The sequence below is a fragment of the Shewanella sp. c952 genome (genome assembly GCF_019654975.1).
Taxonomy (GTDB): domain Bacteria; phylum Pseudomonadota; class Gammaproteobacteria; order Enterobacterales; family Shewanellaceae; genus Shewanella.
The window spans coordinates 68522-93613 of the sequence record NZ_BPEW01000007.1 but is presented as its reverse complement, the minus strand read 5'-3'; the positions used below and the strand labels follow the sequence as shown (position 1 = coordinate 93613).

Genomic DNA, 25092 nt, shown 5'->3' with positions numbered 1-25092 from the left:
CATGCTTCTTGAATTCCACAAGGCCGTAGAGGTTAACATTTGCTAATGAAGCAAAGTTTTTTGCAAAAACTCGATAAAGTGTGAGTCAATAGTTTGCCACGGTCACGGCTTGGTGACGCTTAGTTAACTTCTCGCCAATATATGATCCGATCGTGGCCGCGGTAAGTACCAAAGAAAGCGCTAGCTCTTGGGTCCTCAAGTGCCGCGCTATCGAAGTTCCAATACCATTGCAGCCACTTATCAACATGCAGCTGTAAGCCGACCTCACCTTCAGCATTTGGCGCAGGGAAATAGATAAAGCTATTGCCTAAGCCAATCGAGCCGGTTTTACCGCTGCCACCGGTATTGGTAAAGCCCTCGACGGCGCCAAGCCCGGCATCAGGCGTTAGCACTAAACCGGTATCATCGACGAGCGTTGCGGTAGTGGTATCGAAAACCGAGCAGCTATCTTGGCCATTACTAACCCACTGCGAGCTAGCATTGACATACTCAGTGCCAAGCTCAAGGCGCAACTCTTCTGATGAAGGGCCATAGGCATTTTGCATCACTAAACGGCCGTAGCGCATAGCAAATGCATCGTCTTTAGCGATATCCTCAAAAATAAACTCACGGCAATTATCGCTGGCAGTATCTCGATAACAGATACCATCTTTATCGGTCACATCACTCTTTAACAACGCAAGATCAAACTGGCCACTAAACGGCACCGCAGGTGAAGCAGTTCGGGCATAGTGCAGCTTTGCACCGCTCAGATAAGCGCGCTGGACGCTATTATCGTCACTAATCGGATAGTAATCGACAATCCCGGAGATAGGCGACTCATCTAGCACTTGCAACGCAGCACCATCGATTGATGTGGCGCCAGAGGTATCACTATAACTGCGATCTGACCACTGCTTGCCGTGATAGCGCCACCAGTCTCCTATTTGATAATTTCGCGTTTCGGCGCCTGCTTTATTTTTACCGCTAATCGACAGTGTCGGCTCACTACCAGAAATAAAGCCAAAGGGCTGGTCCATGTAAGTGAAACTGCCACATTGCATGTCGGGACTAGGTTCGTTCGCGTTAATACTTAAAAAGTACGGTGAAAAACGGCCAAATATATCACTACCTGAATTGGCTTCAGGGATCGCGGCCCCTAGATAGTTAACCTCACCATCGAGAGCAATACTTACAGCACCTACCTCTGAGTAGGTTTGATTGCTAAGCTTAAGTGGCGCACTATTGCCCTTATCAAAACTCAGTTTGGTGCTACCAAGCAAGCCTAGGACACCATCTTTATCATCACCATTAGCAACTAATGGCGCCTGTAATACAGGTTGGATATTTAAATCGGTAAACCTAAAGTTTTTAAGGGCTGGGCGATCTTTATAAGGCGTGCCACCGTCGGCTCCACACACCGCCTTAACACTCATGTCAAAGTCGTCACCCGCTTTGGCAAATAAGTCACAATTAGCGCCAGCGCAGCCATTTTTATCCGAGGTATTAAAGAAGTGAAAACCATCAGGCTTTGAGACAAATTGATCATTATGCTCAAGTACCAGCATCTCGCTGCTACTGCCGTCAGGTGACTCAATGACTTCGGTTAATGTTGCCGCCAGCTCAACTTTGCCTGCCTCTGGGTAGTTTACATTCAGCAGTGCTTTACCATTGGCATCAAAGCGAACCTGCAGTTCCTCACTCGAACCACCCGCTATGTCTTTACTGGCGACTGGGGCGTTAAGGCTGTTAATGGTTAGCTTGGCAGCCTCATTAATCCCGGTGGCATCTGGGGTAATATAATTAAATGCCATCGAGATGGGTTTAGTTTGATTGGCAAATAAGGGCACACATTGAGGAACTATTGACGTCTCATCTTGCTTAACCGCAAATAACTCGAAGTTGCTGGAGTTTTTACAGGCAGTAGAGTCATCAATATCGAAGTAGATACCACTGTTTTCAAAGGTTAAATTACACTGGCTATTATCAACCAAGTTGTTATCAATATAGCAACTATAATCGCCGCTAGGTACGGTATTGCCGAGCCCTAGCGTCACTGTGCCTCCTTGTGGGTGCCACACCTCAATATCAGCGCTACCGTTAACGTTTGCGCTAGTATAGTTACTACCATTTTTAGTCAGAGTCACAAATGCTGGATCACTTAGCAATGAGCTACAGGCTGAATCGGCACAGGCTTGCACCGTGACTTTTTTCAAAGCGCAGCTTAATGCCCCCGAACTGAAGTTAATACGATAATGGTTTACCGCTGGCGGCTCGGCGGCATATTCAAAAGCAAAGTAACCGATACTTTCTGCAAGGTGACTGCGTTCACCATCACTATGTTGATCTTCATCAATCGCGAAGCTGACATGGTCGTTAAAGCTATCTTTTGTGCAGCGCCTTACCCAACCGCCATCACCACCACGTCGTTGATTTTTATTCGCGATAGTTAAAGGTTGTGAAGGATAATCTTGCTCATAACGATTTAAAAAAGCACATTGCTGACTTAAGCTTCTAACAGAGCTGCCATTGCCATGATTTAAAGCGTTGGCAAACTCATACTTTACACTCTCACCATTGACTGTCATCACGCCTTGTCCAACACCAGCGACATAACCTAAAAGTTCTGGACGGGTGATACCAGAAGACATTTCTGAGCCTTCTATAGCAATATCAAAGTCGGAGCCATTATCATCGACATTATTAATAACCGTGGTAATAAAGCGATTGTTGTTATGACTCAACGCCTGGCCAATCATGGCCGGTTTAAGTCCAAAGTCGAGCTCAAAATCTATACTATCATAGCCTCGACCCAAGCTTGGCAAATTTTTTCCCTGATATAGTTCGGTCGATATAGAACCCGCTTGCAACGCCTTGCCACGCGCTAAAAATCGGTAACCGGGTTCCATGACAAAGTAATCTACCTTATCCATCTTTTTGTCCAGAACTTGCGACACGCCAGAGTTAATCTGTTTTATTGCGGCATTGCCTGTGGTTAAGCTATCGATTCTAACCGTTGATGAACGATCGATATTGGCATTAGCACCATCGATGGTTGGCATAACCATCACTATAGGCGGAGCCGAATAGCTATGCTCAAAGCTGATAACCGCGGTCCCATTAACATCAAGCTCCACGCGGCCAAACTCAAATTGCGGTGCTGGACAGGTTAACAACTTATCAGCAGGAACAATCGTCAATGAACTTGATGATGGAGGTTGCCAATACAGCTTAAAACCTTCTGAACCAAAGGACTCATGAAACCTAAGCTCTATTGTATGCGCACCTTGCTCTAGAGCAATTTGACCTTGAAAAGAGGTGCAATTACACACGGCATGGGTATTATAAAAACCGGTAACGACCTCACCATCAATAAGTAATTCAATGGCGTCATCACCATCTACGGCAAAGGTGTACAGACCCGTTTCAGGCGCTTGGATATAGCCCTCAAAAATACCTAGGTACAGGTCCTGATCTCTTGATGAGCTAGAGTGGGGGTTAATATCTCGTCCCGATTGTTCTAAGTCAGTTTCAATGGACTCGCCAATTTGATAGCGAGTTTTTTTTACAAGATCAATCATCCCATCAAACTGGCTGTTATTGGCAGGGCTATTATTGCTCGTGTCCCAAGGACGCGAGTCATAGGTACGGTAGGTTAACCCTTGAATATTATTTTGCTCAGCTGGACACTGAGGGATAACAGGGGGCTTAGGCTCATCAACATCACAATTGGGTACCACATTTATTCGCCAAGCTTCGTCATCAAACTCTACCCAGCCGTCATCTGCAATACTAATGTAATCAGATGTTACTCCGCCCTCTACTCTCGCTTCCTCACTAAAAATTAACTTACCTTCAGAAACGATATAGCCTCTAAAGTAGGAATCTTCTGCTAAATCAATATCAGAGTATCCATATAGTAAAAATCGGTCTGAATAATAGGCCAGCAAACGGTTGTATTGTACGAAATGATTTTTGACAAAAAAGCTAACTGTGCCGTTGGGAGGAAACCGAACCGTTACCCCCTCAGCGATCTGTAAGTTTTCAATCCAGTATTGTCCGGGAGCTAATTCTAGTACGCCATCTTGAATATTTAACAGCTTAATCCGATAAATGCCGGTGTCATTGCTGGTAAATTTAACCGTATGATAATAGAAATGTGAATTAATATTTGAGTACTGCCCTTCGGGCACCTCTATCACATAGTTAACAGCATCTGATGGCCCTAAATTTCTATTGCTCGTTGAAGCACATTGCTCAAAAGGGATCCTGTCGCTTGGTAGTTCTACGGTATATCTACCTGCCTTACACTTTTTAGAGTTACCATTAGAGGGGACACAAGCTGACTTAGCAAAATCAGTTACGCTGTAAGACGGAAGATTACCATTAGTAGGAGAATCGAAGAGTTTAGAGCCACTATGAAATCGTATTTGCCCAGAACTCGTATAAGAGTTAACCCCCTCTTTAAAGGTTTTAGTCCAATCGGCTGCAAGCGCCCCATTGAGTGACAACATGCTTAAGCACAACAATAGTATTAGTTGGTATGAGTACTTTAATCTAATCACGGGCTTCGACCTCCACCTTGCGGCTCACTCGAATACAGCTAGCATCGCTATCGCTGCCAGAATTACATTGGCCACTGCTGCAGGTTGCAGTGCTGGTAATCAAATATTGTGTCATGTTATTTTGTGATGAATTGGTAGTTGTTGCAGAGCAAGTCATTAACACTTCGCAACCATGAAAGCCGACAAGACTGGTGTCGTTTCCGATTTCCCAGAGTGGTGGGTTACTACAACTGCCAGCACTGCCATCGACAGGGAACAGAGTCGCTAAGGCGCGATCTGCGCCGCTATTAGCTGCAGCAAACGCTCGGGTGCCCCACACCTCGATACTGATCTCTTGATCGGCATCATCAAGCACATTGATCAGCGTCGCAGCCAGTAGAAACATCACTGTGATAATAAATACACCTATCACTAAGGCGCTCCCAGTTTGCTTAGAGCGATGGGATATTTTGCTAACTTGGCTATTGAGAGAAATCACTGGATTAAGGAACATTGATCACCTGCACTTGATGATGATATTGAAAACTCTGTCCTTGCACATCGAACAGCGGATTTAGATGTACCATAGCATTATTTCGCAGCGTTCCTGGGGTATACGCAATACGGCTGTTGTTACCTATGGTATTGACAATATTTTCAGCCATCAGTACTCCGGTGCCCATATCATTAGGCGCTGGCTGTAGGTTTGGGTGATTAAAGCTGTAACCCCCATAGCGCTTTAATGAGCTTAACTCTGTAGGCACTTGCTCAAAGCAGTAACTCACCGCGCCTTGAACACCAAAGTAACGCTGCCTAGGCGAAGCCCCATCGAAACGCACTGCACGGCCAAAATCGATTGTAAGCTCATTGGTTGTGGTGTTAGCAGTAACGCTATCAATACTAAATAGCTTGCCTTGTGTGTCAGTCGTTGAGGTATAAACATCGGCTGGCGTGAGCGGGTAAATCAATAAAGATTGAGCGGCTGTTAAAGGCGCGCTGGCACTAGATTGTATCACCTTACCACTACTAGCAGCTGCAGCAGGCGCTATCGGCATCTCTATATAGGATGCGCTCGAAATAATCGGCATCATCTCGATGCATTGCCAAGCACCATCACCGCTGTCTCGCACCCGAATACTGTTTGGCACGGCGTTACGAAGCTCCCGAGTCATGCGCTCTATCGCAAAGCGACTCTGACTCATCACTTGCTCAACCGAGGTTGAATCGATAAAAATGCGAGTGCCAAAAATAAGAAAACTGCTGACGCCTAGTACCAATACCCCAAGGATAATAATAACGGTAACCATCTCGACTAAGGTGAAGCCCTTAGATTTAAACTGTTTAAGCTGATTCAATGACCTAGAAACAGGACGTATTAACGCATTCATTAATAGTTACTCCTAATCGCATTGAAGGTCATCACCTCACCTTTTGGCGTCGTGATATCGATAGTAACTAACTTAGTGTTGAGGCTTGGTAAATCGTTATATTCAACCTTAACCAATAACTTATAATTGATGTAACGCTGGGCATAGGTTTCACTACTATTGAGCATAGGGCTGTTAATTGTCAGCCCATTGTAATCATCAACATCGTTATAGTTATTGCGCGTCTCTTCTATACCATTAATCTTATCTGGGCCAAGGTTGTCCTCTGCAGTACAAGCTAAACCAGCAGGCAGCCCTAAACTCAGTTTTTCCGGAGCGCCACAAGCTGGCACTCCACCATTCGCGTTAGTATTTTGGTCATAACGCTTACCCCAGATCTCATTCAAAATTGAGTGAGCTAACTCTGCTGAGCGCACCCGATGTAGCGTATCTGCCGCTCGCTCTGCCTGCGGAAATAACATGGTGCTGAGCAAAACGAAGGCGATACTTATCACCACCATACCCACAACGAGCTCGATTAGAGTAAAGCCTTTTTGAGCTTGCCACTTTATGGCTGACAATCTATTGCCCATCATGGATATAGCCCTCAGATTCTATCGCAAGAAACAGGGTTTCATCGGCAATAATACTGATGCAGTTACCGTTGCAACGAGCACCATTTACTATCGGCACGCCTTGAAGATTAAATTCGATATTAAAACTGCTAGCGCCACCATTGAGCAGAGCTAGGCTTCCGCCACCTTGAAACGCTTGTAGCGCATCGGTGCGCACTGGCGTACCTGTGCAAGCACCTTGATAGCGACCATTAAAACGGGAGACTTGATAACCCGTATCGGTAACCGATAAACGGTAGCAGCGATCTTGATTGTTCATCGCCATGATCTGCACCTTGCGCAGCTCACTGATAAACTCATCTTGCAGGGTAAAAGCACTGTAACTGGAAGAGGTCAGCAAGCGAGGAATAACCACCACAGCAAGAATGGCAATAAGGATTATCGTGGTCACCAGCTCCACTAATGTAAAGCCTGCGTGTCGCTGCACTCTATGCATTGAACTTCCTAATTGATTCAGCAGTGTTTAATTTTATTCATCACTGTTGCGCTTTGCAGTTAAAACTAGAATCTAGATCCTAGGACGTCGCGTTGCGACGGCTAGAGCGGGCTTCGCCCCGCTATAAAAGATAAAGCTGCATGCTAGTATCGATTCCGGCTTTTCGCCATCTTAAAACTGATTTCCCAACAGTTTAATAATTATGGCAAATAAAGCCAGTACTTACGGCCTTATACAAAAAAGGCCTGCGAGGCAGGCCTTTTAGAAGCAATTGCTAATTAGCAGTCACTTGGATCTGGCATTGGGCCATATTTTGGTGGTGTTGATGCATCTGCAGCTTCAGTATATGTAAATACACATTGTGTATCTGCACCTTCAATACCAATTGTAGCTACAGAACCTGATGTTGAAATCGTCCAATCGCCAACGACCTCTGGAGTTGGTGGCTGTCCTGTCCCCTCATCTTTCGAGAAAGATACATCCAAAGCATTAGATAGCTCGGCTTCAGTTGCTTGTAAATAACCGAAGTTGGTCACAGCTTTTTTAGCGGTACCGATATCTACCGCCGGAATTACAGGTGGTGAACCAGCACCAGCTTTCGGTAACTTCTCTTGACCACTAATTGCCGCTTTTGAATAAACCAAAGAATTAGCCCCTTGGATAGCAGCCTTCATACCTTGAAGAGTCGATACACGCGCATCGCTTTGCAGGTTGATAAACTTAGGCGCGGCAGTCACAGCTAAGATACCTAGGATGATAATCACAACCACTAATTCAATTAGGGTAAAACCATTTTGCTTTTGCATTTAAAATGTCTCTCTAGATAAGTACTAATTAACAGCCTGAATCTTCAATATGATACATAGGCAAACCACCTTTAGCAGTTGGTTGCTGATACTCTACCCAGCATTTAGCTGAATCAGTTGGAGTAAAGTCTGCTGGATAAACGATTGTTGGATCGGTCAAAGTCACTGTTACAGTGTAATCACCATCATCTTTTAATACCCACTCAGCACCGTTAGCGCTTGTATCAACATCAACGGCTTTTGTGATTTCGTCTTTGTCATTTGGAAGGAAACCAAAAACTGCAGCTACTTTGATGTCATTACTCGGATCTGCATCACCTTTATTGTCAATAATCACTGCACCTGGGTTTTTACCTTCTTCACCTTGAATGGCAGCTTTAGAAAATACTAAAGTATTCGCACCTTGAAGTGCACCTTTAAAACCTTGCAGAGTAGATGCACGAGCGTCGCTTTGTAGATTGATGAACTTAGGTGCAGCAGTCACAGCCAAAATACCTAGAATAATAATCACCACCACTAACTCGATTAGGGTAAAACCATTTTGCTTTTGCATATTCATATCCTCAATCACATATCAAATACAGTAGACAGATTAAGAACCTGCTCACCGAAAACTATTTACTATTTACACCAACTAATGACTTAAAACGACTAACAATCAATTCAGTCAATAAGTAAAGATTACTTTAGTCAATAAAACTAGCCACTTGACCAGAACCTGGGTTGTAGGTCACCCCTTTACCCGCCAAGTTACTTAAATTGGTTAAAACTTCAGTCGGTATTCCCGTTTGCGGATTTAACACTAGTGATGAGGCTAGGTAATACAAACAAACATCTAGATCGCTAACAAGCTCGCCATCTATACTATTTGAACTGCCACCCGCTCCTTTTGCCACGCTCACTACATATCTTGCTTTACGCGCGTCTTCTCCTGCAACTACGCTACGTGGTGCATTTTGTAAAACAAGATCAAACACTTCTTGGCAAAATGCTGGCGTCATGGTTTTGGCATCGGTATTACTCGCGCCCGTTGGGTAACCAAAACGTGTATCCAGAGCTACCGTTGTTCCATCCAGTAACACGGTATTATTTCGACGACCATCGACTTCCCACTGTGAACGAACAAAGCTCACAGCTGTACTTAGTCCGCCTGCCACACCGTCTACACTGGCATCTTCTGCATCATCAGTTACGTTTAAAAAACGTGGGATTGCTGTTGCTGCCAGCAGACCCAAAATTACAATCACAATCACTAATTCGATAAGGGAGAAACCCTTCTGATACTGTCTAATCATTTAAGCCTCATTTGGTTATATGCTTATTCTATCAGCTTGTTAAAAATAGAAAACAGATAATTTCACTATTTACTTTACCCCTGTCAAAAAAGTGACCCTGCCAGAATCTATTTGATAGCTGATACTTCCACCACTTTCGCCAATATACCGACACACGCCTGAACTGGAATTGAACTTGGTGACAATTTGTTGCGAATAACCTGCCCCCAACAATTCATCGATTAGATCGCGACAACCAGTAACAGATGTTTCACTGGGCAGCGGCCAACCACCTTTTGCCATAGAGACAAAACCAGTTGATTCAATATCTCCATCTAATTCACTGCGCCAATCCAATTTTAGCAGTGCAGGTTGACCTCTAATTAACCACTGAGAGCGGATAACGCCCAAAGTATTCAGTAGTCTATTATGATCAACCAATATATGTTGCTGGCCTGCCTGCTTAATACCGCCAAAATAACCAAAAGCTAAATAAGACAATACTAACAATAGTGTAACTAGCGCAAAAATCTTGCCAAAAAGCGTTAAAAGTTCATTATCAGCCTTTTGTTGACTAAGCACCGTTACTACCCACAACGGCCATTAGCTGCCACCTTTAACAACATTGAGCATATCCCACATCGGCAGGTATATGCCTAATGCAAGCACCAATACAATGCAGGCGACAAAACCAATCAGTATCGGCTCTAACTTTGCCGTTAAGTTTTTAAGGTCGTAATCGACTTCACCTTCGTAAAAATCTGCCGCGTCATTAAGTAACTGATCTATTTGACCAGTTTCTTCACCGACAGCGACCATCTGCAGCACCAGTGGTGTGAATAGTTGACTGCTATTATGTACTCTGAGCATTGAATCACCCGACTCGATACCGCGCCGCATGGCCACTATGCTGTCATGCATATAGGCATTATCAACCGCGTCAGCCACTAAGCTTAGCGCTTGAGTCATAGGAACACCGGCGCTGAGCATCATCGAAAAGCTGCGGCAATAACGAGACAAGGTCGAACGTTCAATAATACTGCCGACAGCAGGAATATTCAGTTTCCAGCGATCCCATTGCCGTTCGCCTTTTTCGGTACTGTGCCAATATCGAATACCAACGAAAGATGCAATTAGCACGACGATCATCACCGGCCAGTAATTAACGAATATACTTGAAGTGTTAATCAGTAACTTAGTTGCCCAAGGCAAGTCAGCACCAAAGCGCGAGAACATCTCAGCAAACTTTGGAATAACCATAATATTGAGGATCACCATGGCTATCGCGATAGCGATTAGAACAAATATAGGGTAACGCATAGCGGCCTTTATACGCCTGCGGGTCTCTTGTTCGCGCTCTATGTACCCTGATAGTTGAATAAAGGCATCTTCCAACTTACCGGTATTTTCGCCCACGTGGATCATCGACACAAACAGCGCATCAAATACGTCTGGGTGCTGGTTCATCGCAGAGGACAGTGGCCTACCCGATGTTAGCTGCTCAGAAATATCATTCAAGGCATCTTTCATGCGTTGTGAATGGGTAGTTTCAGAAAGACCCGCGATAGCTCTTAAAATCGGAATGCCCGAACGAGTCAGTGAATACATCTGCCGCGTAAAGATCTGTAACTCATCAAGTGCGACTTTGCCCTTGAACAGTGACTTGAGCGAAAACTGCTTTACCTCTTTGGCAAGCGACAGCTCTAACGGGATCACGCCACGAGACATCAGTTGGTCAGCCGCGACGCTTTCTGAGCTAGCATCTAACTGGCCGGTCACCTGCTCTCCTTGTGCGCTGCGTCCTCGATACTGATAACTTGGCATTATGCTCCCTCACCGATCACGAGCGTGTCATCACTCACATCTTCAACCAACTTGGCAACCTCTTCAATGGTTGTCATCCCTTGGGCAAGATACTCTAAGGCTGAATCTGCTAATGGGGTAAAATTAGGGCTATTATAAGCGGCGTTAGTAAACTCTTGCGGATTACCTGAGCGCATAGCATCAATCATCGGCTCATCAAGTTCTAAGATCTCAAACACACCAATTCGACCACGGTAACCACTGCCATTACAGCTTTGGCAGCCAGAGCCAGTTCTAAAGGTCGCATTAGCAAAGTCTAACTTGCTAACAGTAGACAACCACACTTTATCTTGTGCGGTAAGTGTGTAGGGGTTAGCACAGTTTTGACATACCCGGCGCACCAAGCGTTGAGCGATAATCACTCTAAGTGCACTGGCGACTAGATAAGCCGCAGCCCCCATATCTAACAGCCTTAACGCACTGGTTACCGCATCATTGGTATGCAGCGTAGAAAGGACAAAGTGACCGGTTAATGCACCACGTAGACCAATCTCGACCGTCTCTTGGTCTCGCATCTCACCCACCATGATAATATCGGGATCTTGACGCAAGGTAGTTCTGAGTACGTTAGAGAAATCCAGGCCTATCTTATGGTTAACTTGCACCTGGTTAATGCGCGGCAACTGATACTCGACCGGATCTTCAACGGTGATGATTTTTCTGTCAGCGGTATTTAACTCGCTCAGTACACCGTACAAGGTGGTGGTTTTACCACTACCAGTAGGCCCTGTAACCAACAACATACCGTGAGGGCGCTTAATCTGTCTTCTAATGCGCGCCAACATCTCGGGCGGCATACCGGTCTCATTCAGTGTTAGTAAGCCTGCAGATTGATCCAGAAGACGCATAACGACTGATTCACCATGATAAATCGGCATGGTAGACATACGTACATCAATCTTGTGACCCTTAATCTCCATATGGAAACGGCCATCTTGCGGCAAACGTTTTTCAGAGATATCAAGCCCAGCCATCAGTTTCAAACGTAGCACTAACGCTGCAGCAATATTAACCTCTGGCAATACATTTTCGTGCAACTGGCCATCAATACGTTGGCGGATCCTTAAGGCGTTTTCACCGGGTTCGATATGGATATCCGAGGCACGCATCTGCACTGCATCTTCGAATATCGACTGCAATAACTTAACCACAGTGGTTTCGTTATCACTGTCGCCATCGGTTAGGTTAGCAAGGTCAAATAGATCGTCAGCGGCATACTCTTCTTCAAGCTTACCCGCTATCTCTGCGATCTCTTCTGTACGGCGATAAAGATTATCAAAAGCATCAAGCAATTGGTTTTCAGTGACAACCGCAATTTTAATCCGCTTTGGAGCCAACAGATCTTCTAAGGTATCCATCGCTTGCAGATCGGCAGGGTCACTCATCGCGACTAGGGCTGACTCCCCTTGATCTTCAACGACTAATGCACGATATCGGCGTGCCTGTACCTCTGGCAGCAATCCAACAACCGCTGGAGAGATAGAGCGCTTACTGATATCTAAAAAAGGAATATTAAGCTGCTGAGACAGAAACTTTAGTAACTGCTCTTCGGTAATGCAGTTGAGATCGATTAGCGTGCGCCCGAGCTTCTTGCCCGAGTTTCTTTGTTCACTAAGGGCTTGACCGAGCTGGTCGTCAGTAATGATGTGCTCTTGAACGAGCAGATCACCCAACCGCATTTTTAACTTAGGTTTCACTAGTATGCTCCTAACTGCACCAATCGATTATCGACATAAGCTTGTGCTTGCGATGACAGGTTCCCTTGTGCCAAGGCTTGATTGTAGGCATTTTTAGCCTCGGTATAATTATTTTGAGCGTCAAGCGCATAGCCGAGCCCCATCCACCAACGCCCTTGGCTAGGTTCATTTTTAGCTAGCTGTCTAAAACTCTGTTCTGCGATCGGAAAGTTCTGCTCTTTTTGTGCCAAATCGCTCTGCTGATGCCATTTTTTAACCGCGAGAGGGCTAGTATCGGGGATCTGCGCTAAGCTGCTCAATGCCTGTTTATTTTGCCCTGCTGATTGCTGCACTCGAGCAAGTAGCAGCGCATATTCATATTCTTGTGGAAATAACAATTGCCCCTGCTTCAATAATAAAGCAGCCTCAGATAGCTTATTCTGACCATAATAAAGTGCGGCAGCCTGTCTCCTAGCTTGATGGAGCGCAGGGTTATAGGATAAAGCCGCTTTATAGTAGGTTAATGCATCACTGTGTAAGCCTTGCTGCTGAGCGTCGTTAGCCAAAATCATCTGTTTCTGTGCTAGCTGCTGCGGGGTTAACTTAACCTCTTTAACCGCCATATTGCTGCCGGAATATCTATCTCGATTCTCCCGTTTAGCCGGCGCAATGCTCATCGAACTTGCAGGCTTTTTAGCTATCAGCTTTGTATCGCTCTGACTCGGCGTGTTTGTAGCAACAATATCGATGTTGTTACTCAGCACCTCTGTTGGCTGCTGGGCTGGAGTATCGACTTTCTCAGGCGCTACTTTAGCTAACTCGATATTCTCAGAGATAGGCTCGCGCTTAGCGTCTTTCGCCACCTCAATTTTTGACTCTGTTACAGCAGGAGTACTGACAACATTTACAGGTGTGGCGGCACTAGCTTTAGTCATAACGCTGCCATCAATACTCACCGGGTGACTAGGGTCAATATCTTGCTTTGCCGTTACTGGCAGCTGTTCAACATTATTTTTTTGCGCCGCCAAATGGCTAGCAGCCGTTTCAATCGAAGCTGTTTCCATAACGAAATAAACGACTAAACCACCAAGCAATAATGATAATGAACAGGCAAACATCAATGGCCGCTTTGACTGTCGCTGCGGCATGACTGCACTTTGTGGCTTGGCCATGCTTTCAATACCGTGAGGCTGTTGTCGTTTATCTAAGTCTTTGAGCATTTTGTTGATGACACTCATGCAACGCCTCCTTTTAGCCAATAAATAACAGCGGATATCATGCCAATGATTGCGCCTATCGCTAATACCCAAACTAACAAAGAAACCTTGGACACAGTGGCATCTTCAGTGTCTGCAATAGCGGCATCAACATGCTGCTTTGAGATTTTTGCTGCACCTTCACCAAAACAAACCATTAATGCTTTATGGCACAAAATATTGATTAATCTGGGGATCCCTCGCGCAGCTTTTGCTAAACGTTTCGAATCCAAAGGGGTAAACAACGTCTCGCCTTCACTTCCAGCAACTTGCAGACGATGCTGAATGTACGCAGAAGACTCGTCTAAAGTGAGCGAGCGCAAGCTATAGCTAAAGGTGATCCGCTGTCTTAATTGTCTAAATTTATTTTGCGCCAACCTTTCATCAAGCTCTGGCTGAGCAAACAACACCACTTGTAACAGCTTACGGCTCTCTGTTTCTAAGTTAGTAAATAATCGCAACGCTTCTAAACTGTCATCGGGCAACGCTTGCGCTTCATCTAACACCAAGATAATGGAGTGGCCATGTGCACTGAGTGCCATCAATTGCTGCTGAATCAAACCCGTGAGTTGCTGTTGACCTATTTGAGCGGAATGTTTAAGCCCTAACTCCATTGCTACCGCCCAGCGAAGCTCGTCGGGCGTTAAATATGGATTGGGCAAATAAGCACAATGAAATCGCTCAGGTAGTTCGTTGATAAGCTTTCTACAAATTAAGGTTTTACCTGTGCCGACTTCCCCCGTCACCTTGATAAAACCCTCTCCGGTTTGCAACGCTGTTTGCAGCACTTGTAAGGCTTCTACATGCGGTGCTAAACCGAAGAAAAATTCTGTATTCGGCGTCAATGAAAATGGCGTTTCAGTTAACCGAAAGTGCTGCAGGTACAAGCCTACTCCTCCTCAGGGTACCAACGGTCAAGTAGCTCTTGAGAGCGCTTAAGTTCAGTCTCCCAAGTGTCAGCACCAACGACCACTGGTTTAAGCAGGATAACCAATTCTGTTTTAACAGTAGAATTGGCTCGGTTAGTAAACGCCTCACCCAAATAAGGAATATCGCCCAACAATGGTACTTTTGAAACCAGCTCAACGTTCTCGCTCTTCATCAAACCACCGATCACTACGACATCGCCGCTGGCCGCTTTAATCACAGTATCTGATTCGCGGATTTCACTCTGTGCTAAGGGTAGCTCTAAAGTGCTATCAGAAATTTTAATCGTTTTAACCTGCTCTTTAATATCGATAACTGATGGGTGAATGTGTAATAACACATTCCCTTCGGCATCAATTTGCGGAGTCACATCAAGTGCAATACCAGAGAAAAACGGAGTGAGTTCAACTTCAGGTGTCGTCACAGGTGTTGTGCCCGCAACCGTAGTTGAAGAGACATCGGTAACGAAGTACTCATCGGTACCGACTTTAATCACGGCTTTTTGGTTATTAGACGCGGTAACTCGTGGGCTCGACAGTACATCGACATCGCCCTGTGTATCAAGCAAGCTAATCATGGTACTGAAATCAGAACCTTTAAGCTGTAGAGAGGTGACACCGCCTAATACACTAGTGATCTTATCGCTCAGACCGGTACTTGGACTGGTGCCAAACGTGATGTCAGTGCTGCCAGCATGACCCAATACACTCTCCCAATGAATACCTTGCTGATATCCATCTGACAGTGTGACTTCTAGTACTTTAGCTTCTAAAATAACTTGACGTTGTAGATGGCTCTCAGCAGTTTTAATGAAGTTACGCACCTGCCTAATCTCATTTGGATAAGCGCGAATAGTCACGAGTCCAGCTTGGGGAGTGACCACCACTTGGCGTCCGCCGCCGCTATCGCCAACAATTGAGACCAGCGTTTCTTTTAGCTCACCCCAAAAATCAGATTTTGTCTTAGAACGGATAAAGGTGCCATTAGTTTGTTCACTACTTTCACCGCTTGAATTCGAGTCGCTGTTAGAGCTGCTATTCGAGTTATTACTGTTTCCGCTGCTGTTGCTATTATTACTGCCACTTGAGCTATTGTTACTGTCTGAAATCCGTCCAGAGTTAACTGATGTTAACGATAGACCTTGACGCTCCATATACAGGTAATTCAAAGAAAATGTTTCAGTACGCATTCCCGCTGGATAGATACGTAAAATGCGGCTTTCTCGGCTGACTTCGTAACCATAAATATCTTCAACAACTTGCAATGCTTCGTTAAGCGTTACCCCTTTTAAAGAAAGGGATACTGTCCCCGTCACATCAGGGTGAACAGCAACACTTAACGGCGTACCTTGCACCAAACTTGGAAAGAATACTTTGGCATCGACATCATGGGCCGACACATCAAAACGACGTTCAGCTCTCTTAGCGGGAGTAAAACCAGCCAGCAAACTGTTTGAGGCTAATTCTCTTTGTACTTCGTCTGGTAATACCGCAGGTGGCGGTGCTAAGGCTGCATTTTCCGCTGTAGCCAGTGATTCCGCAATCGCCTGCTTTGACTCTACAGGGTTGGGGCGGTCTACAGTCTGACAGGCCACCAATAACAAAGTCATTAAAGGGGTTATATAGTATATTGAGCGCATCTGGTTATTGTCCCTTAATCTCTGTAATCGCTTTAAACATTGTCAATTTACGGCCATCCGCTAACGACACAGCATCCTTACCAATCTGTACAATTTTAACGCCTTGTACTCGCTGGCCTTTTGTATATATTTCATTATTAATCACTGCAAAGGCGCCACTCTGTTTTATGACCACGCTATTTAGCGTCAATGTCTTATCCACTTTGACTGCAGCTGAGCTCGTTGCAGTCGAGCCAGCACCTGGCAGCGTAGGATCTCGCAAGCTGGCTGCATTGAGACTAAAGCACATCCCACTCACAACAAGGAAAAGTACCGAGCAACTAATTTGTTTTAGCAACACTAATAAAGTCCTTATTTATGCTGAGGGTATAAAGTTCTAAGGTGATAGCCGCTTTGGGGTAGGCGCCAACTTTGTAGTCCATACTGCGCCAATAGAGTTTATTAGGCATATTTTCAACAGCTTCAACAAAACGTAATACCGAAAAATAGTCCCCTGTAAACTCAAGTTTGATGCCATGACTATACAAGTTCATCTTTTTCTCTTCACCCACTTCCAATAGTGGCGTAGGTGCAATAGAGGTAAATGCTTTTAACTTAATGCCTTTCACATTTGAAAGTAGTCCTGCAAGCAAAGCAGGCATATGGTCAGCTGGCACCATATCAACCATCTCAAAAGACAACTGCTCATCAATCTGTTTGGTCTGCTGAATAATATTGGCTAAACGCTGACGATATTCAGTATCGGGATCGGTTGCTAAACTTTGCTGATAGAGTGCAATTTGTTGCGCAGAGATATTGTTCTCATTTTTAAGCGATGCTATCTGTTGCTTCAGCTGAGTATGCTTGGTCAACAAGGATTCTAATGGTAGATATAAAATCATCCCCACCACAATCAACACTGCAGCAGCCACCAAAACCCTTTCACGTTGGCTAAGCAGATCAAACTTGGCAGCTAAATCAGTCCAATACTGCTTCATTTGCTAACCTCCGCCGCGTTGGCTTCCATAGCATCGCTGGTTAATTTAAAAGCTAGCGGCTGATCTTCCCCTAGGCTCATCGTCATCGAAGCAAATGCATGCCCTTTGAGTGTGGTGGTGGTTTTCAATCGATCAATCCAATTCGGCACACTTTGCGGATTCGAGGTATATCCTTCAAAAATATAACGATTTTCGTTCACTTGTATACGATTAAGCCAAATACTGCGATCAGCCACGCTGGCCAAATCAGTCATTAACGGCGAGTAACCATAACTTGTTAGCTCTTCCTGCTGACTCAGCTTGCCGATTAACATCTGTTTAAGCTCTAGCTGTTGCGCTTTTAGTTCAACTTCAGCAACTAAAGTAGCACTTGGCTTCCTTTTAGCTATTTCATCTTCAAGCTCAGCTTTTTGCTCATCCAATAACCTTTTAGCATGCTGCAATTCATTCTTTTCAGACTCAAGGCTAGAAACAACCCCATAAGCAACAGCACTGCCTAGCAATAGCACTATAACTAAGCCTGCTAGTACTTGGTTTAGCCTTAAAAAGGATAAGCGTAACTCTGTTGGAAATAGTGACTCAGAGTAGAGGTTGACTCTTAACTTCATTGTGATTCACCTCTTGAAAACTCAGCTAACGCCATCTGTGAAAAGACCGCATCGACAGATTCAGCTTGGTAAGGTGTCACGCTTTGGTTGAAGTTTTCACTGACTAAAGCAGCAAGTTGGTCACGAGCACCCAGCATTAATAGATCAATAGAAGCCACAGGCGCCTCTCGCAGCTGGCTTTCAAAGAAGTCCATTGAGCGTTGGATCTCTAGGCTTAAATTGTCAGCCAAGCCAAAGGCTAAATCTTCTGCCGCGACGGTATCTAACTGCAAAAAGCCTCTCACTCTTCGCTGCATATATAGCTCACCATTTTTCACAACAGCAAGCAAAAGCTCGCCACCCGTGCGATGGCTCAGCAGTAACCTTGCTTGAGTGTCATTAAACAGGTTGGTTATCGCCATCTCTTCAATCGTTACGCCACAGGTCTCAACACCGGCGGCTTTCGCGGCCGTTAGAAGACTGGTTAATTTTGATTTTTCTGCAACGACGACACTAACTTTATTAGTGGTTTGCTTAGATGATTCAAAATAATCTAGATGGATATTGGTTACAGGTTGGCTTACTAGGTCTTTTACTGACCAAAGTAGTGCCGCACTCATCTCTTCTGGTTCAACATTTGGTTTATCGACTTGTATAAGTTGATAAAAATCGGCGGATAACACCATTTGAACTTTTGCAGACCCCAGTGCTTTGACTAGCTGTTCAAAAGCATCTTTCCAGTCAAACTCTTTAAAACTGAAACTAGAAAACTGTTCAGGAGAAGTATCGCTACTACTTTGATATGCGTATATTTTATCGACACAAACATACAACCCTAACTCTATGGTCGGAGCTGATTTCTTCCAAAAGTGAAGTTTGCTTAGCAAGCTATCTTCCATTCATCCATGCCTTAAATACTGTCAATTTCTACCGAAAAAATATTAATTTATGTCGAATTCTGAGAACGACTTTTTTATTAGTTTGTCAGGAGCACTTATTGAGGTTAGAACAATAGTCTTCTTATGTCATTAGTGTAACCACTAATAGCTGAATATTATAGAAAAACATCTATAAAACCTGTAATGCCGAACACCTGTATTATTTATATACAACTAGACTTCTTCTACTGGTTCACTAAAAAAACTGCCTTGTCCTGCACTTACACCTAAAATCTGCAATGTTTGCCACTCTTCAAAAACTTCAACACCTTCGGCGCAAACTTGAACGTCGGTACGAAACAGACCCGCTATTAAGCTTCGAACAAACAATTGGTTTTCTGCGCGCAAGTGTATTTGACTGACAATAGAGCGATGTAATTTAATCAATGATATAGGATAACGCTGTAAATATTCAGTGCTCACAACTTGTTGTCCAACGCGGTCAACACAGACACCAGCCCCCATCTTGCTGATCATATCCAGCGGTTCCGTTAATACCTCTTGATTGTGCACTAAGATATCCTCATTGACTTCGAAGATAATCCGCGGAGCTAAGTGCCTGTATTCCAATAACGTGGTTTTCAACCAACGTATAAACGCACGACTGGTCAATGTATCCAAACTTAGGTTAATACTGAACTTCAGGCTGGTATCATTTTGTTTCGGCAAAAGGTCAAACAACACCATCTCAATCACTTGCCGCTCAATCTGAGGCGTTAAACCACACTTTATCGCCATAGGTAAAAATAGCGTTGCACGCACTAAATTACCTTGTGTATCACGTAGACGACACGAGACCTCTTGATGATGTGCATTTAGATCACTATCGACCACGGGCTGAGAAAACAAGAAAACCCGCTTACTCACCAGCACATTTTCTAAGAAGCTGCGCCAACGTACTGAGCCTTTTGATAAGTCACCATCAACAGCGCCTTTGTCGTACATAAACCAACTACTACCGCCTTGAAACTGCGCCGAACGTAATGCCTGTTCAGCCTCTTCAACTAAAGCATCCTTATCATCGCCAACGTCAAAATAAGCGCCGCCAAAATGCAGAAAATCATCAGGGGTATCGATAAGGCTATCTATTCGGCTTAAGCTTGCTTTTAGTAATTTGGCAGCCAGTTGATCAGCCTCTTTTTGCGAAATTTGTGGTACAACAACAGCAAACTGATTGTAGGAGCGACGCGAGAAGATGGTGTTCGCTTTGCTCACTAAGATTTGGTTGATGGTAGTAATAATTTGAGACAGCATTTCATTGAGCTCTTGCTCACCGATTTCTCGGCTTAACAGATCCAGATCTTCCATCTCAAACAGATACAAAACACCCGGCGTCATCATGCCGCTGCTATTACTTAGCGCATCTAGGCGATTTTTCAGAAACAGACGGTTACCAATACCGGTCTCGGCATCTAAGAAAGTATTCGAGCGAATAAACTGATCGAATCTTGCACGCTCTTTATGCGCCTCATAAAGTTCAAGCAGTAACTGTGTCATAGCACGGTTGATCATCCTAGGTCTGCCATGACCTTTCTCTGCGAGGGCTTTATCACGTTGACCGGTTAAAATGAGATTCGCCCGTTGAGCCAAATCTTCAATGCCGTTGAGTTGCTCTGAAAACCACCGAAAACCAAACCGAACAAACAGCATCACAGCAATACAGCCCACCACAAGAATCATCCACTCGTAAGCGCTGACTTCATGCTTATTAAACGGTTGAGGTAACACCAGTTCCATCTTTAAGCCATGTTCAAGTTTGCTACTGTATCGCACACCCGCTGGCTGTGCTTTATCCTGACGATATTCAAACAATGTCACCTTCTCTTTGCTAAGCACAAATGACTCTGCCTGATAAGCATGCAATAAAGGCGGCAACCAATTATTAAGTTCCCAGCGCTCTTCAGGTGCAATATTTACCGCAAACTGCTGTTGCAACATGCTTTCAAGTTCAGACACTTTTTGCTGCTGAAATGCGTAGGTCAGTTGAAAAAAACTAAACATAGCAGTGATAAAACAGATAAAGGCGACGCCAGCTAACGACATAAGCCAAAAGCTAGTGAGTTTCTTGGTAAGAATTCGAGTGAGTATCATTCTGTCCGCTTCCTGCAGGATCTTATACCAATCTGTATAAGAAGTTGATCTACTCAGAGTGTTTTTTGGCGAACTAATTCAAGGCGAATAAATGACACAATGGTTAATCCCTTATGAGTTTATTCAACACCGAAGTAGGAAGCCAAAAGCACTCCTTACCGGCGAGTTTTAGCGGCTCTGATGCCGCGTTAATGAACTTGAACGTAGAATAACTATGCCCATTGTTCATTGCCTTACCTCAAAGCCGATAAACTCTCGCTGAGCGATCAAACCTTTATACTGATTGGTATTATTTTAATATTAACAATTAAACGGTATAGCTAACTACTAGCGATTATTAAACAGCGGCTAGTAAAAGGCAAAATAAAACGCTAGAAAACAAAAAAGGGACCGAAGCCCCTTTGTTCATCTCATTTAAATGAGTAATTACGACTCCATATATCCCACAGGCAGCGTCGTAATGTTTGCTACACCTGATTCTATCGCTGCAAGCGCTACCGCTTTAGCCACATTTGGCAATAAACGCGGATCCATTGGCTTAGGAATAACGTACTCCGCACCAAACTCTAATGAGCTCACGTCAGGGTATGCAGCCAGTACCGAAGCAGGAACCGCTTCTTTAGCTAAGCTCGCAATCGCATGCACTGCAGCAATTTTCATTTCATCATTAATCTGCGAAGCACGCACATCTAATGCACCACGGAAAATGAATGGAAAGCACAATACGTTGTTCACTTGGTTAGGATAGTCACTGCGGCCTGTACCCATGATTAAGTCTTTACGCGTTTCGTGAGCGATTTCAGGTCTAATTTCTGGGTCTGGATTTGAACAAGCGAAAATCACAGGTTTTTCAGCCATCAAAGCAACATCTTCAGCACCCAGTACGTCGGGGCCAGATAAACCTAAGAAAGCATCAGCCCCTTTAATAACATCCTGCAACGTGCGCTTATCAGTGTTATTAGCGAACAGTGCTTTATACTCGTTAATGTCTTCACGACGAGTGTGGATAACGCCTTTTCTATCTAGCATGTAGATATTTTCGCGTTGCGCACCACACTTAACGATCATCGTCATACAGGCGATAGCAGCAGCGCCAGCCCCCATACAAACAAATACCGCTTCTTCAATCGACTTACCTTGGATCTCTAAAGCATTGATCATACCTGCGGCAGTGACAATTGCAGTGCCGTGCTGGTCGTCATGGAAGACCGGAACGTTACAACGCTCAATCAAGGCTTTTTCTATTTCAAAACACTCAGGTGCTTTAATATCTTCAAGATTAATACCGCCGAATGTGTCAGCAATTGCCTCAACAGTATTAATAAACTCTTCTGAAGTTCTATGTTTAACTTCAATATCAGTCGCGTCAATATTGGCAAAATGTTTAAACAATAACGCTTTACCTTCCATCACAGGCTTAGACGCCAGTGGACCTAGATTACCAAGACCAAGAATAGCAGTACCGTTAGAGATCACAGCAACGGTATTACCTTTGCCTGTATAACGATATGCATTTTCAGGGTTTGCTGCAATTTCACGAACAGGCTCAGCAACACCAGGGCTGTACGCCAGTGCTAGGTCCATGCTCGTTTCAGCGGGTTTTGTAAGGCAAACTGCTGTTTTACCTGGTACGGGTAATTCATGATAATCGAGGGCTTGTTGACGAAGATCTGCCATTTTTCTAATCCTGAGTGCGACTAATATAATCCAAAGCGAAAGGTCGACAGCAAAACGTTTGTTTAGGTTAAGGTCTTTAAAATGTAAACCTAAATAAAATCGTATACTGATAGCCGCTAAGATACTCGAATATAGAAGCATTTCAAATAAGATCTGCCAAAATTTTAACTTTATCGCTATATATTATTTCAAACTGTCTTTTTCAACGGTTATCTGTGATGGATGGGTGCCATTTAGCCGCCACTTACTGTAAGAAAAATACACCTTGCCTCGCACTAAAACGGGGCTTTGTAGCAGTTTTAGGTTCAAAATGTTGTCAAACTTACTAATATCTTGCTTAGTTATCATCAAAACTAACTTTTCATCGATTATAAGCTCAAAAAGCTGACCTTTTCTTTCATAGCCAGTTACAACTCCTCGGATCTCTAACCAACGGTTGCTATCCTCTCTTGAAAGAGTTTCCACCGCGCGGACTTTATAGTCTTGATGTTGCCATAGGCCGATATTATTACGTCGTGCAACAGTTTCAATATCGGCTAAACACTGCCAAAACATATCATTTTGAAACACCTTTGACTTGGCAAAACCATTAGCAAGCAGTAGCTCCTGCAAATGCTCGCCTTGCTCGGTATATACATAGGCTAGTGTGCGACCATAAGGACCTAGCTTACGCTGGTCAAATGCTAATTTGAGTGTTTGTCCAGGCTTGAGGTGACTTTGTAGAAACGATTTAGCTTCAACAGCGTATGACTGTGATAAAGCGCTAGACTTGAAATCTATTTCAGGCGCATCAACTCCTATCAATCGCACCCTCCGGCCATCTTGCAGAGTAAGCGTATCGCCATCATTAACATAATCGAGCACTACCGATTCGTCGAAATGGATTGGCATACACTGACTCGCCTGCAGCGATGGAGCTATAACGACCAATAACAAACTAGTGAATAGTTGCAGTAATCTCATTGGCACCTCATACCTATTGCATTTAAGTCGTTAATCAATTCGAACACCCTTTTTTATTTCGATACGCCTTTTAATCCGTACTTTGTTACTAAGCGGTGCCAAACAGAAATTGGCCGCTTGGTCGCAGCATTTTGAATTCCATCTCAACCAACTATGACTCAATGCGCTTCGATAAAGCTAAACCTCAAATCCAGAATAGCAAAAAGGCGCCAAAAGGCGCCTTTTTAAAATTCAATGTAGAAGTAAAATTACTTCTTACCAAGTGCACCAAAGCGCTTGTTGAACTTATCGATACGTCCGCCAGTATCCATAACTTTCTGGGTACCAGTGTAGAATGGGTGACATGCACCACAAACGTCTAAATGTAAGTCTTTACCTACAGTAGAGTTAATTTTGATAACGTTACCACAAGTACAAGTTGCAGTGATTTCTGCATAATCAGGATGAATGCCTGCTTTCATTGGAATTACCTCAAGTTTAAGGCCATGTCGCTCTTCCAACCCGAAGTCGGACACCACATGCAGTTAATAGATAGTTTAGGGCGCAGGATGATACAGTAACTCATACCGAGATTCAAGCGCCCCGCCAATAAAAGTTCAAGTCGCCTGCGCCACGCTATTCGCTAACGAAAAACTCAGCCCTATAAAGGTTGATCCATCGAATCGTAGAGTTCTTCAGCCGCAACCGCATCACTATACTGATCCAATGTTGCCTGAGACGGACATTGTAACTGTGCATCAGCTCTTAAGCCGTTAATGCTATCTTTTCTAAATGCTCTCGGGTTAGCATCAAAAATGGCCAGCATTGCGCCGTATGTACTGATGCCCCACACGTTAGACTGACGCAAACCGATACGCCAAAGAGTTTCACTGCCATTAAAGTCGATATTGCAGTTATCTTTTACTTTCACAGTAACCATTGCGGTACTTGCTGTGCGGGTACTGGCAATCTCTTTACTGCTCTTTACAGGTTGCTGAGCGTTAACTGGCAGCGGTGTACTAGCAATCTCCTCAACCGCTTGGCTACTCACACTTCCACCGTCAAATATACTGAGTACGCTCACTTCTCGCCAACGGTTAATGCGGTGTTCTTTAACCACCAATACCGCTTCGTTATCAACCACATCCTCAACACCGCTAACTAATAATGAAAAACTATTTAGAGATTTTGCTACCAAACGTTCTTCACCAACTGATTGGCGTAAAAAGAACTGCACCTTATTAGGGTTTTTATGACTAGAAACAATATTGACCTTTAGCTTAGGATAACCACCCAACTCAAACAGCCTTTGATTGATGCTGACGTGAGAGACTTCTGCAATAACCGTTGTGCTAAATAGCGCTAACGTCACCAATGCTAATATTATTATTTTTTTCATCGTTTCCTTTGAATCTACATATTAGTTAAATCTGACTAGCTCTGACTGACTCGCCTCGGTACACTAACGGCTTATCTCC

Annotated in this window: 23 protein-coding genes; all 23 read right to left on the bottom strand. The window is 44.2% G+C overall.

Annotated features, from left to right (window positions below; all coding sequences use genetic code 11):
* Positions 1 to 119 precede the first annotated feature (119 nt).
* The gene (locus tag K5R16_RS07325; protein WP_259649792.1) at positions 120 to 4544 is read right to left on the bottom strand and encodes a DUF6701 domain-containing protein; all 4425 of its coding nucleotides are present in this window, start codon (positions 4542 to 4544) and stop codon (positions 120 to 122) included.
* Complete coding sequence (locus tag K5R16_RS07320; RefSeq protein WP_220736876.1) at positions 4537 to 5037, bottom strand: MSHA biogenesis protein MshP; 501 nt, start codon at positions 5035 to 5037, stop codon at positions 4537 to 4539. The genes K5R16_RS07325 and K5R16_RS07320 overlap by 8 nt, the downstream gene beginning before the upstream one ends.
* Positions 5027 to 5911, bottom strand: coding sequence for a PilW family protein (locus K5R16_RS07315; protein WP_220736875.1), 885 nt, complete (start codon positions 5909 to 5911; stop codon positions 5027 to 5029). The genes K5R16_RS07320 and K5R16_RS07315 overlap by 11 nt, the downstream gene beginning before the upstream one ends.
* Complete coding sequence (locus tag K5R16_RS07310) at positions 5911 to 6486, bottom strand: prepilin-type N-terminal cleavage/methylation domain-containing protein (protein WP_220736874.1); 576 nt, start codon at positions 6484 to 6486, stop codon at positions 5911 to 5913. Before K5R16_RS07310 ends, K5R16_RS07315 begins: the two co-directional genes overlap by 1 nt.
* Positions 6473 to 6961 (bottom strand): Tfp pilus assembly protein FimT/FimU, encoded by a 489-nt coding sequence (locus K5R16_RS07305; protein ID WP_220736873.1) that lies wholly within the window; start codon positions 6959 to 6961, stop codon positions 6473 to 6475. Before K5R16_RS07305 ends, K5R16_RS07310 begins: the two co-directional genes overlap by 14 nt.
* A gap of 278 nt (positions 6962 to 7239) precedes the next feature.
* Positions 7240 to 7767, bottom strand: coding sequence for a type II secretion system protein (locus tag K5R16_RS07300; protein WP_220736872.1), 528 nt, complete (start codon positions 7765 to 7767; stop codon positions 7240 to 7242).
* 28 nt (positions 7768 to 7795) lie between these two features.
* Positions 7796 to 8320 (bottom strand): type II secretion system protein, encoded by a 525-nt coding sequence (locus tag K5R16_RS07295; RefSeq protein ID WP_220736871.1) that lies wholly within the window; start codon positions 8318 to 8320, stop codon positions 7796 to 7798.
* A gap of 133 nt (positions 8321 to 8453) precedes the next feature.
* Positions 8454 to 9062, bottom strand: coding sequence for a type II secretion system protein (locus K5R16_RS07290; protein WP_259649791.1), 609 nt, complete (start codon positions 9060 to 9062; stop codon positions 8454 to 8456).
* Positions 9063 to 9131: 69 nt separating this feature from the next.
* The gene (locus K5R16_RS07285; protein ID WP_220736870.1) at positions 9132 to 9623 is read right to left on the bottom strand and encodes a hypothetical protein; all 492 of its coding nucleotides are present in this window, start codon (positions 9621 to 9623) and stop codon (positions 9132 to 9134) included.
* Between the two features lie 21 nt (positions 9624 to 9644).
* Positions 9645 to 10865: a type II secretion system F family protein gene (locus tag K5R16_RS07280; RefSeq protein WP_220736869.1), complete on the bottom strand. Its 1221-nt coding sequence runs from the start codon at positions 10863 to 10865 to the stop codon at positions 9645 to 9647.
* Positions 10865 to 12601 (bottom strand): GspE/PulE family protein, encoded by a 1737-nt coding sequence (locus K5R16_RS07275; RefSeq protein WP_220736868.1) that lies wholly within the window; start codon positions 12599 to 12601, stop codon positions 10865 to 10867. The genes K5R16_RS07280 and K5R16_RS07275 overlap by 1 nt, the downstream gene beginning before the upstream one ends.
* Positions 12601 to 13818 (bottom strand): lipopolysaccharide assembly protein LapB, encoded by a 1218-nt coding sequence (locus K5R16_RS07270; RefSeq protein WP_220736867.1) that lies wholly within the window; start codon positions 13816 to 13818, stop codon positions 12601 to 12603. The genes K5R16_RS07275 and K5R16_RS07270 overlap by 1 nt, the downstream gene beginning before the upstream one ends.
* Positions 13815 to 14723: an ExeA family protein gene (locus tag K5R16_RS07265; protein WP_220736866.1), complete on the bottom strand. Its 909-nt coding sequence runs from the start codon at positions 14721 to 14723 to the stop codon at positions 13815 to 13817. The genes K5R16_RS07270 and K5R16_RS07265 overlap by 4 nt, the downstream gene beginning before the upstream one ends.
* Before the next feature lie 2 nt (positions 14724 to 14725).
* The gene (gene mshL / locus K5R16_RS07260; RefSeq protein WP_220736865.1) at positions 14726 to 16402 is read right to left on the bottom strand and encodes a pilus (MSHA type) biogenesis protein MshL; all 1677 of its coding nucleotides are present in this window, start codon (positions 16400 to 16402) and stop codon (positions 14726 to 14728) included.
* Between the two features lie 4 nt (positions 16403 to 16406).
* Positions 16407 to 16742, bottom strand: coding sequence for an MSHA biogenesis protein MshK (locus K5R16_RS07255; RefSeq protein WP_259649790.1), 336 nt, complete (start codon positions 16740 to 16742; stop codon positions 16407 to 16409).
* Positions 16723 to 17379, bottom strand: coding sequence for a type 4a pilus biogenesis protein PilO (locus K5R16_RS07250; RefSeq protein ID WP_220736864.1), 657 nt, complete (start codon positions 17377 to 17379; stop codon positions 16723 to 16725). The genes K5R16_RS07255 and K5R16_RS07250 overlap by 20 nt, the downstream gene beginning before the upstream one ends.
* Entirely contained in the window at positions 17376 to 17987 is a 612-nt protein-coding gene (locus K5R16_RS07245) for a PilN domain-containing protein (RefSeq protein ID WP_220736863.1), read from the bottom strand. The genes K5R16_RS07250 and K5R16_RS07245 overlap by 4 nt, the downstream gene beginning before the upstream one ends.
* On the bottom strand, positions 17984 to 18865 hold the full coding sequence (locus K5R16_RS07240) for an MSHA biogenesis protein MshI (protein WP_220736861.1): 882 nt from the start codon (positions 18863 to 18865) through the stop codon (positions 17984 to 17986). Before K5R16_RS07240 ends, K5R16_RS07245 begins: the two co-directional genes overlap by 4 nt.
* Before the next feature lie 213 nt (positions 18866 to 19078).
* Positions 19079 to 20995: an RNase E specificity factor CsrD gene (gene csrD / locus K5R16_RS07235; RefSeq protein ID WP_220736860.1), complete on the bottom strand. Its 1917-nt coding sequence runs from the start codon at positions 20993 to 20995 to the stop codon at positions 19079 to 19081.
* 426 nt (positions 20996 to 21421) lie between these two features.
* Entirely contained in the window at positions 21422 to 22672 is a 1251-nt protein-coding gene (locus K5R16_RS07230) for a malic enzyme-like NAD(P)-binding protein (protein WP_220736859.1), read from the bottom strand.
* A gap of 183 nt (positions 22673 to 22855) precedes the next feature.
* Positions 22856 to 23635, bottom strand: a complete 780-nt coding sequence (locus K5R16_RS07225; protein WP_220736858.1) for a thermonuclease family protein — start codon at positions 23633 to 23635, stop codon at positions 22856 to 22858.
* Positions 23636 to 23883: 248 nt separating this feature from the next.
* The gene (rpmE, locus tag K5R16_RS07220; RefSeq protein ID WP_012156969.1) at positions 23884 to 24096 is read right to left on the bottom strand and encodes a 50S ribosomal protein L31; all 213 of its coding nucleotides are present in this window, start codon (positions 24094 to 24096) and stop codon (positions 23884 to 23886) included.
* 179 nt (positions 24097 to 24275) lie between these two features.
* Positions 24276 to 25013 (bottom strand): FimV/HubP family polar landmark protein, encoded by a 738-nt coding sequence (locus tag K5R16_RS07215; protein ID WP_220736857.1) that lies wholly within the window; start codon positions 25011 to 25013, stop codon positions 24276 to 24278.
* Between the last annotated feature and the right edge of the window lie 79 nt (positions 25014 to 25092).

Bases quoted from the DNA above. Each gene is read 5' to 3' on its own strand.
- K5R16_RS07320 (WP_220736876.1), bottom strand. From the start codon at position 5,037: ATGTTCCTTAATCCAGTGATTTCTCTCAATAGCCAAGTTAGCAAAATA.
- K5R16_RS07315 (WP_220736875.1), bottom strand. From the start codon at position 5,911: ATGAATGCGTTAATACGTCCTGTTTCTAGGTCATTGAATCAGCTTAAA.
- K5R16_RS07310 (WP_220736874.1), bottom strand. From the start codon at position 6,486: ATGATGGGCAATAGATTGTCAGCCATAAAGTGGCAAGCTCAAAAAGGC.
- K5R16_RS07305 (WP_220736873.1), bottom strand. From the start codon at position 6,961: ATGCATAGAGTGCAGCGACACGCAGGCTTTACATTAGTGGAGCTGGTG.
- K5R16_RS07300 (WP_220736872.1), bottom strand. From the start codon at position 7,767: ATGCAAAAGCAAAATGGTTTTACCCTAATTGAATTAGTGGTTGTGATT.
- K5R16_RS07295 (WP_220736871.1), bottom strand. From the start codon at position 8,320: ATGCAAAAGCAAAATGGTTTTACCCTAATCGAGTTAGTGGTGGTGATT.
- K5R16_RS07290 (WP_259649791.1), bottom strand. From the start codon at position 9,062: ATGATTAGACAGTATCAGAAGGGTTTCTCCCTTATCGAATTAGTGATT.
- K5R16_RS07280 (WP_220736869.1), bottom strand. From the start codon at position 10,865: ATGCCAAGTTATCAGTATCGAGGACGCAGCGCACAAGGAGAGCAGGTG.
- K5R16_RS07270 (WP_220736867.1), bottom strand. From the start codon at position 13,818: ATGAGTGTCATCAACAAAATGCTCAAAGACTTAGATAAACGACAACAG.
- mshL (WP_220736865.1), bottom strand. From the start codon at position 16,402: ATGCGCTCAATATACTATATAACCCCTTTAATGACTTTGTTATTGGTG.
- K5R16_RS07250 (WP_220736864.1), bottom strand. From the start codon at position 17,379: ATGAAGCAGTATTGGACTGATTTAGCTGCCAAGTTTGATCTGCTTAGC.
- K5R16_RS07245 (WP_220736863.1), bottom strand. From the start codon at position 17,987: ATGAAGTTAAGAGTCAACCTCTACTCTGAGTCACTATTTCCAACAGAG.
- K5R16_RS07240 (WP_220736861.1), bottom strand. From the start codon at position 18,865: ATGGAAGATAGCTTGCTAAGCAAACTTCACTTTTGGAAGAAATCAGCT.
- csrD (WP_220736860.1), bottom strand. From the start codon at position 20,995: ATGATACTCACTCGAATTCTTACCAAGAAACTCACTAGCTTTTGGCTT.
- K5R16_RS07230 (WP_220736859.1), bottom strand. From the start codon at position 22,672: ATGGCAGATCTTCGTCAACAAGCCCTCGATTATCATGAATTACCCGTA.
- K5R16_RS07225 (WP_220736858.1), bottom strand. From the start codon at position 23,635: ATGAGATTACTGCAACTATTCACTAGTTTGTTATTGGTCGTTATAGCT.
- rpmE (WP_012156969.1), bottom strand. From the start codon at position 24,096: ATGAAAGCAGGCATTCATCCTGATTATGCAGAAATCACTGCAACTTGT.
- K5R16_RS07215 (WP_220736857.1), bottom strand. From the start codon at position 25,013: ATGAAAAAAATAATAATATTAGCATTGGTGACGTTAGCGCTATTTAGC.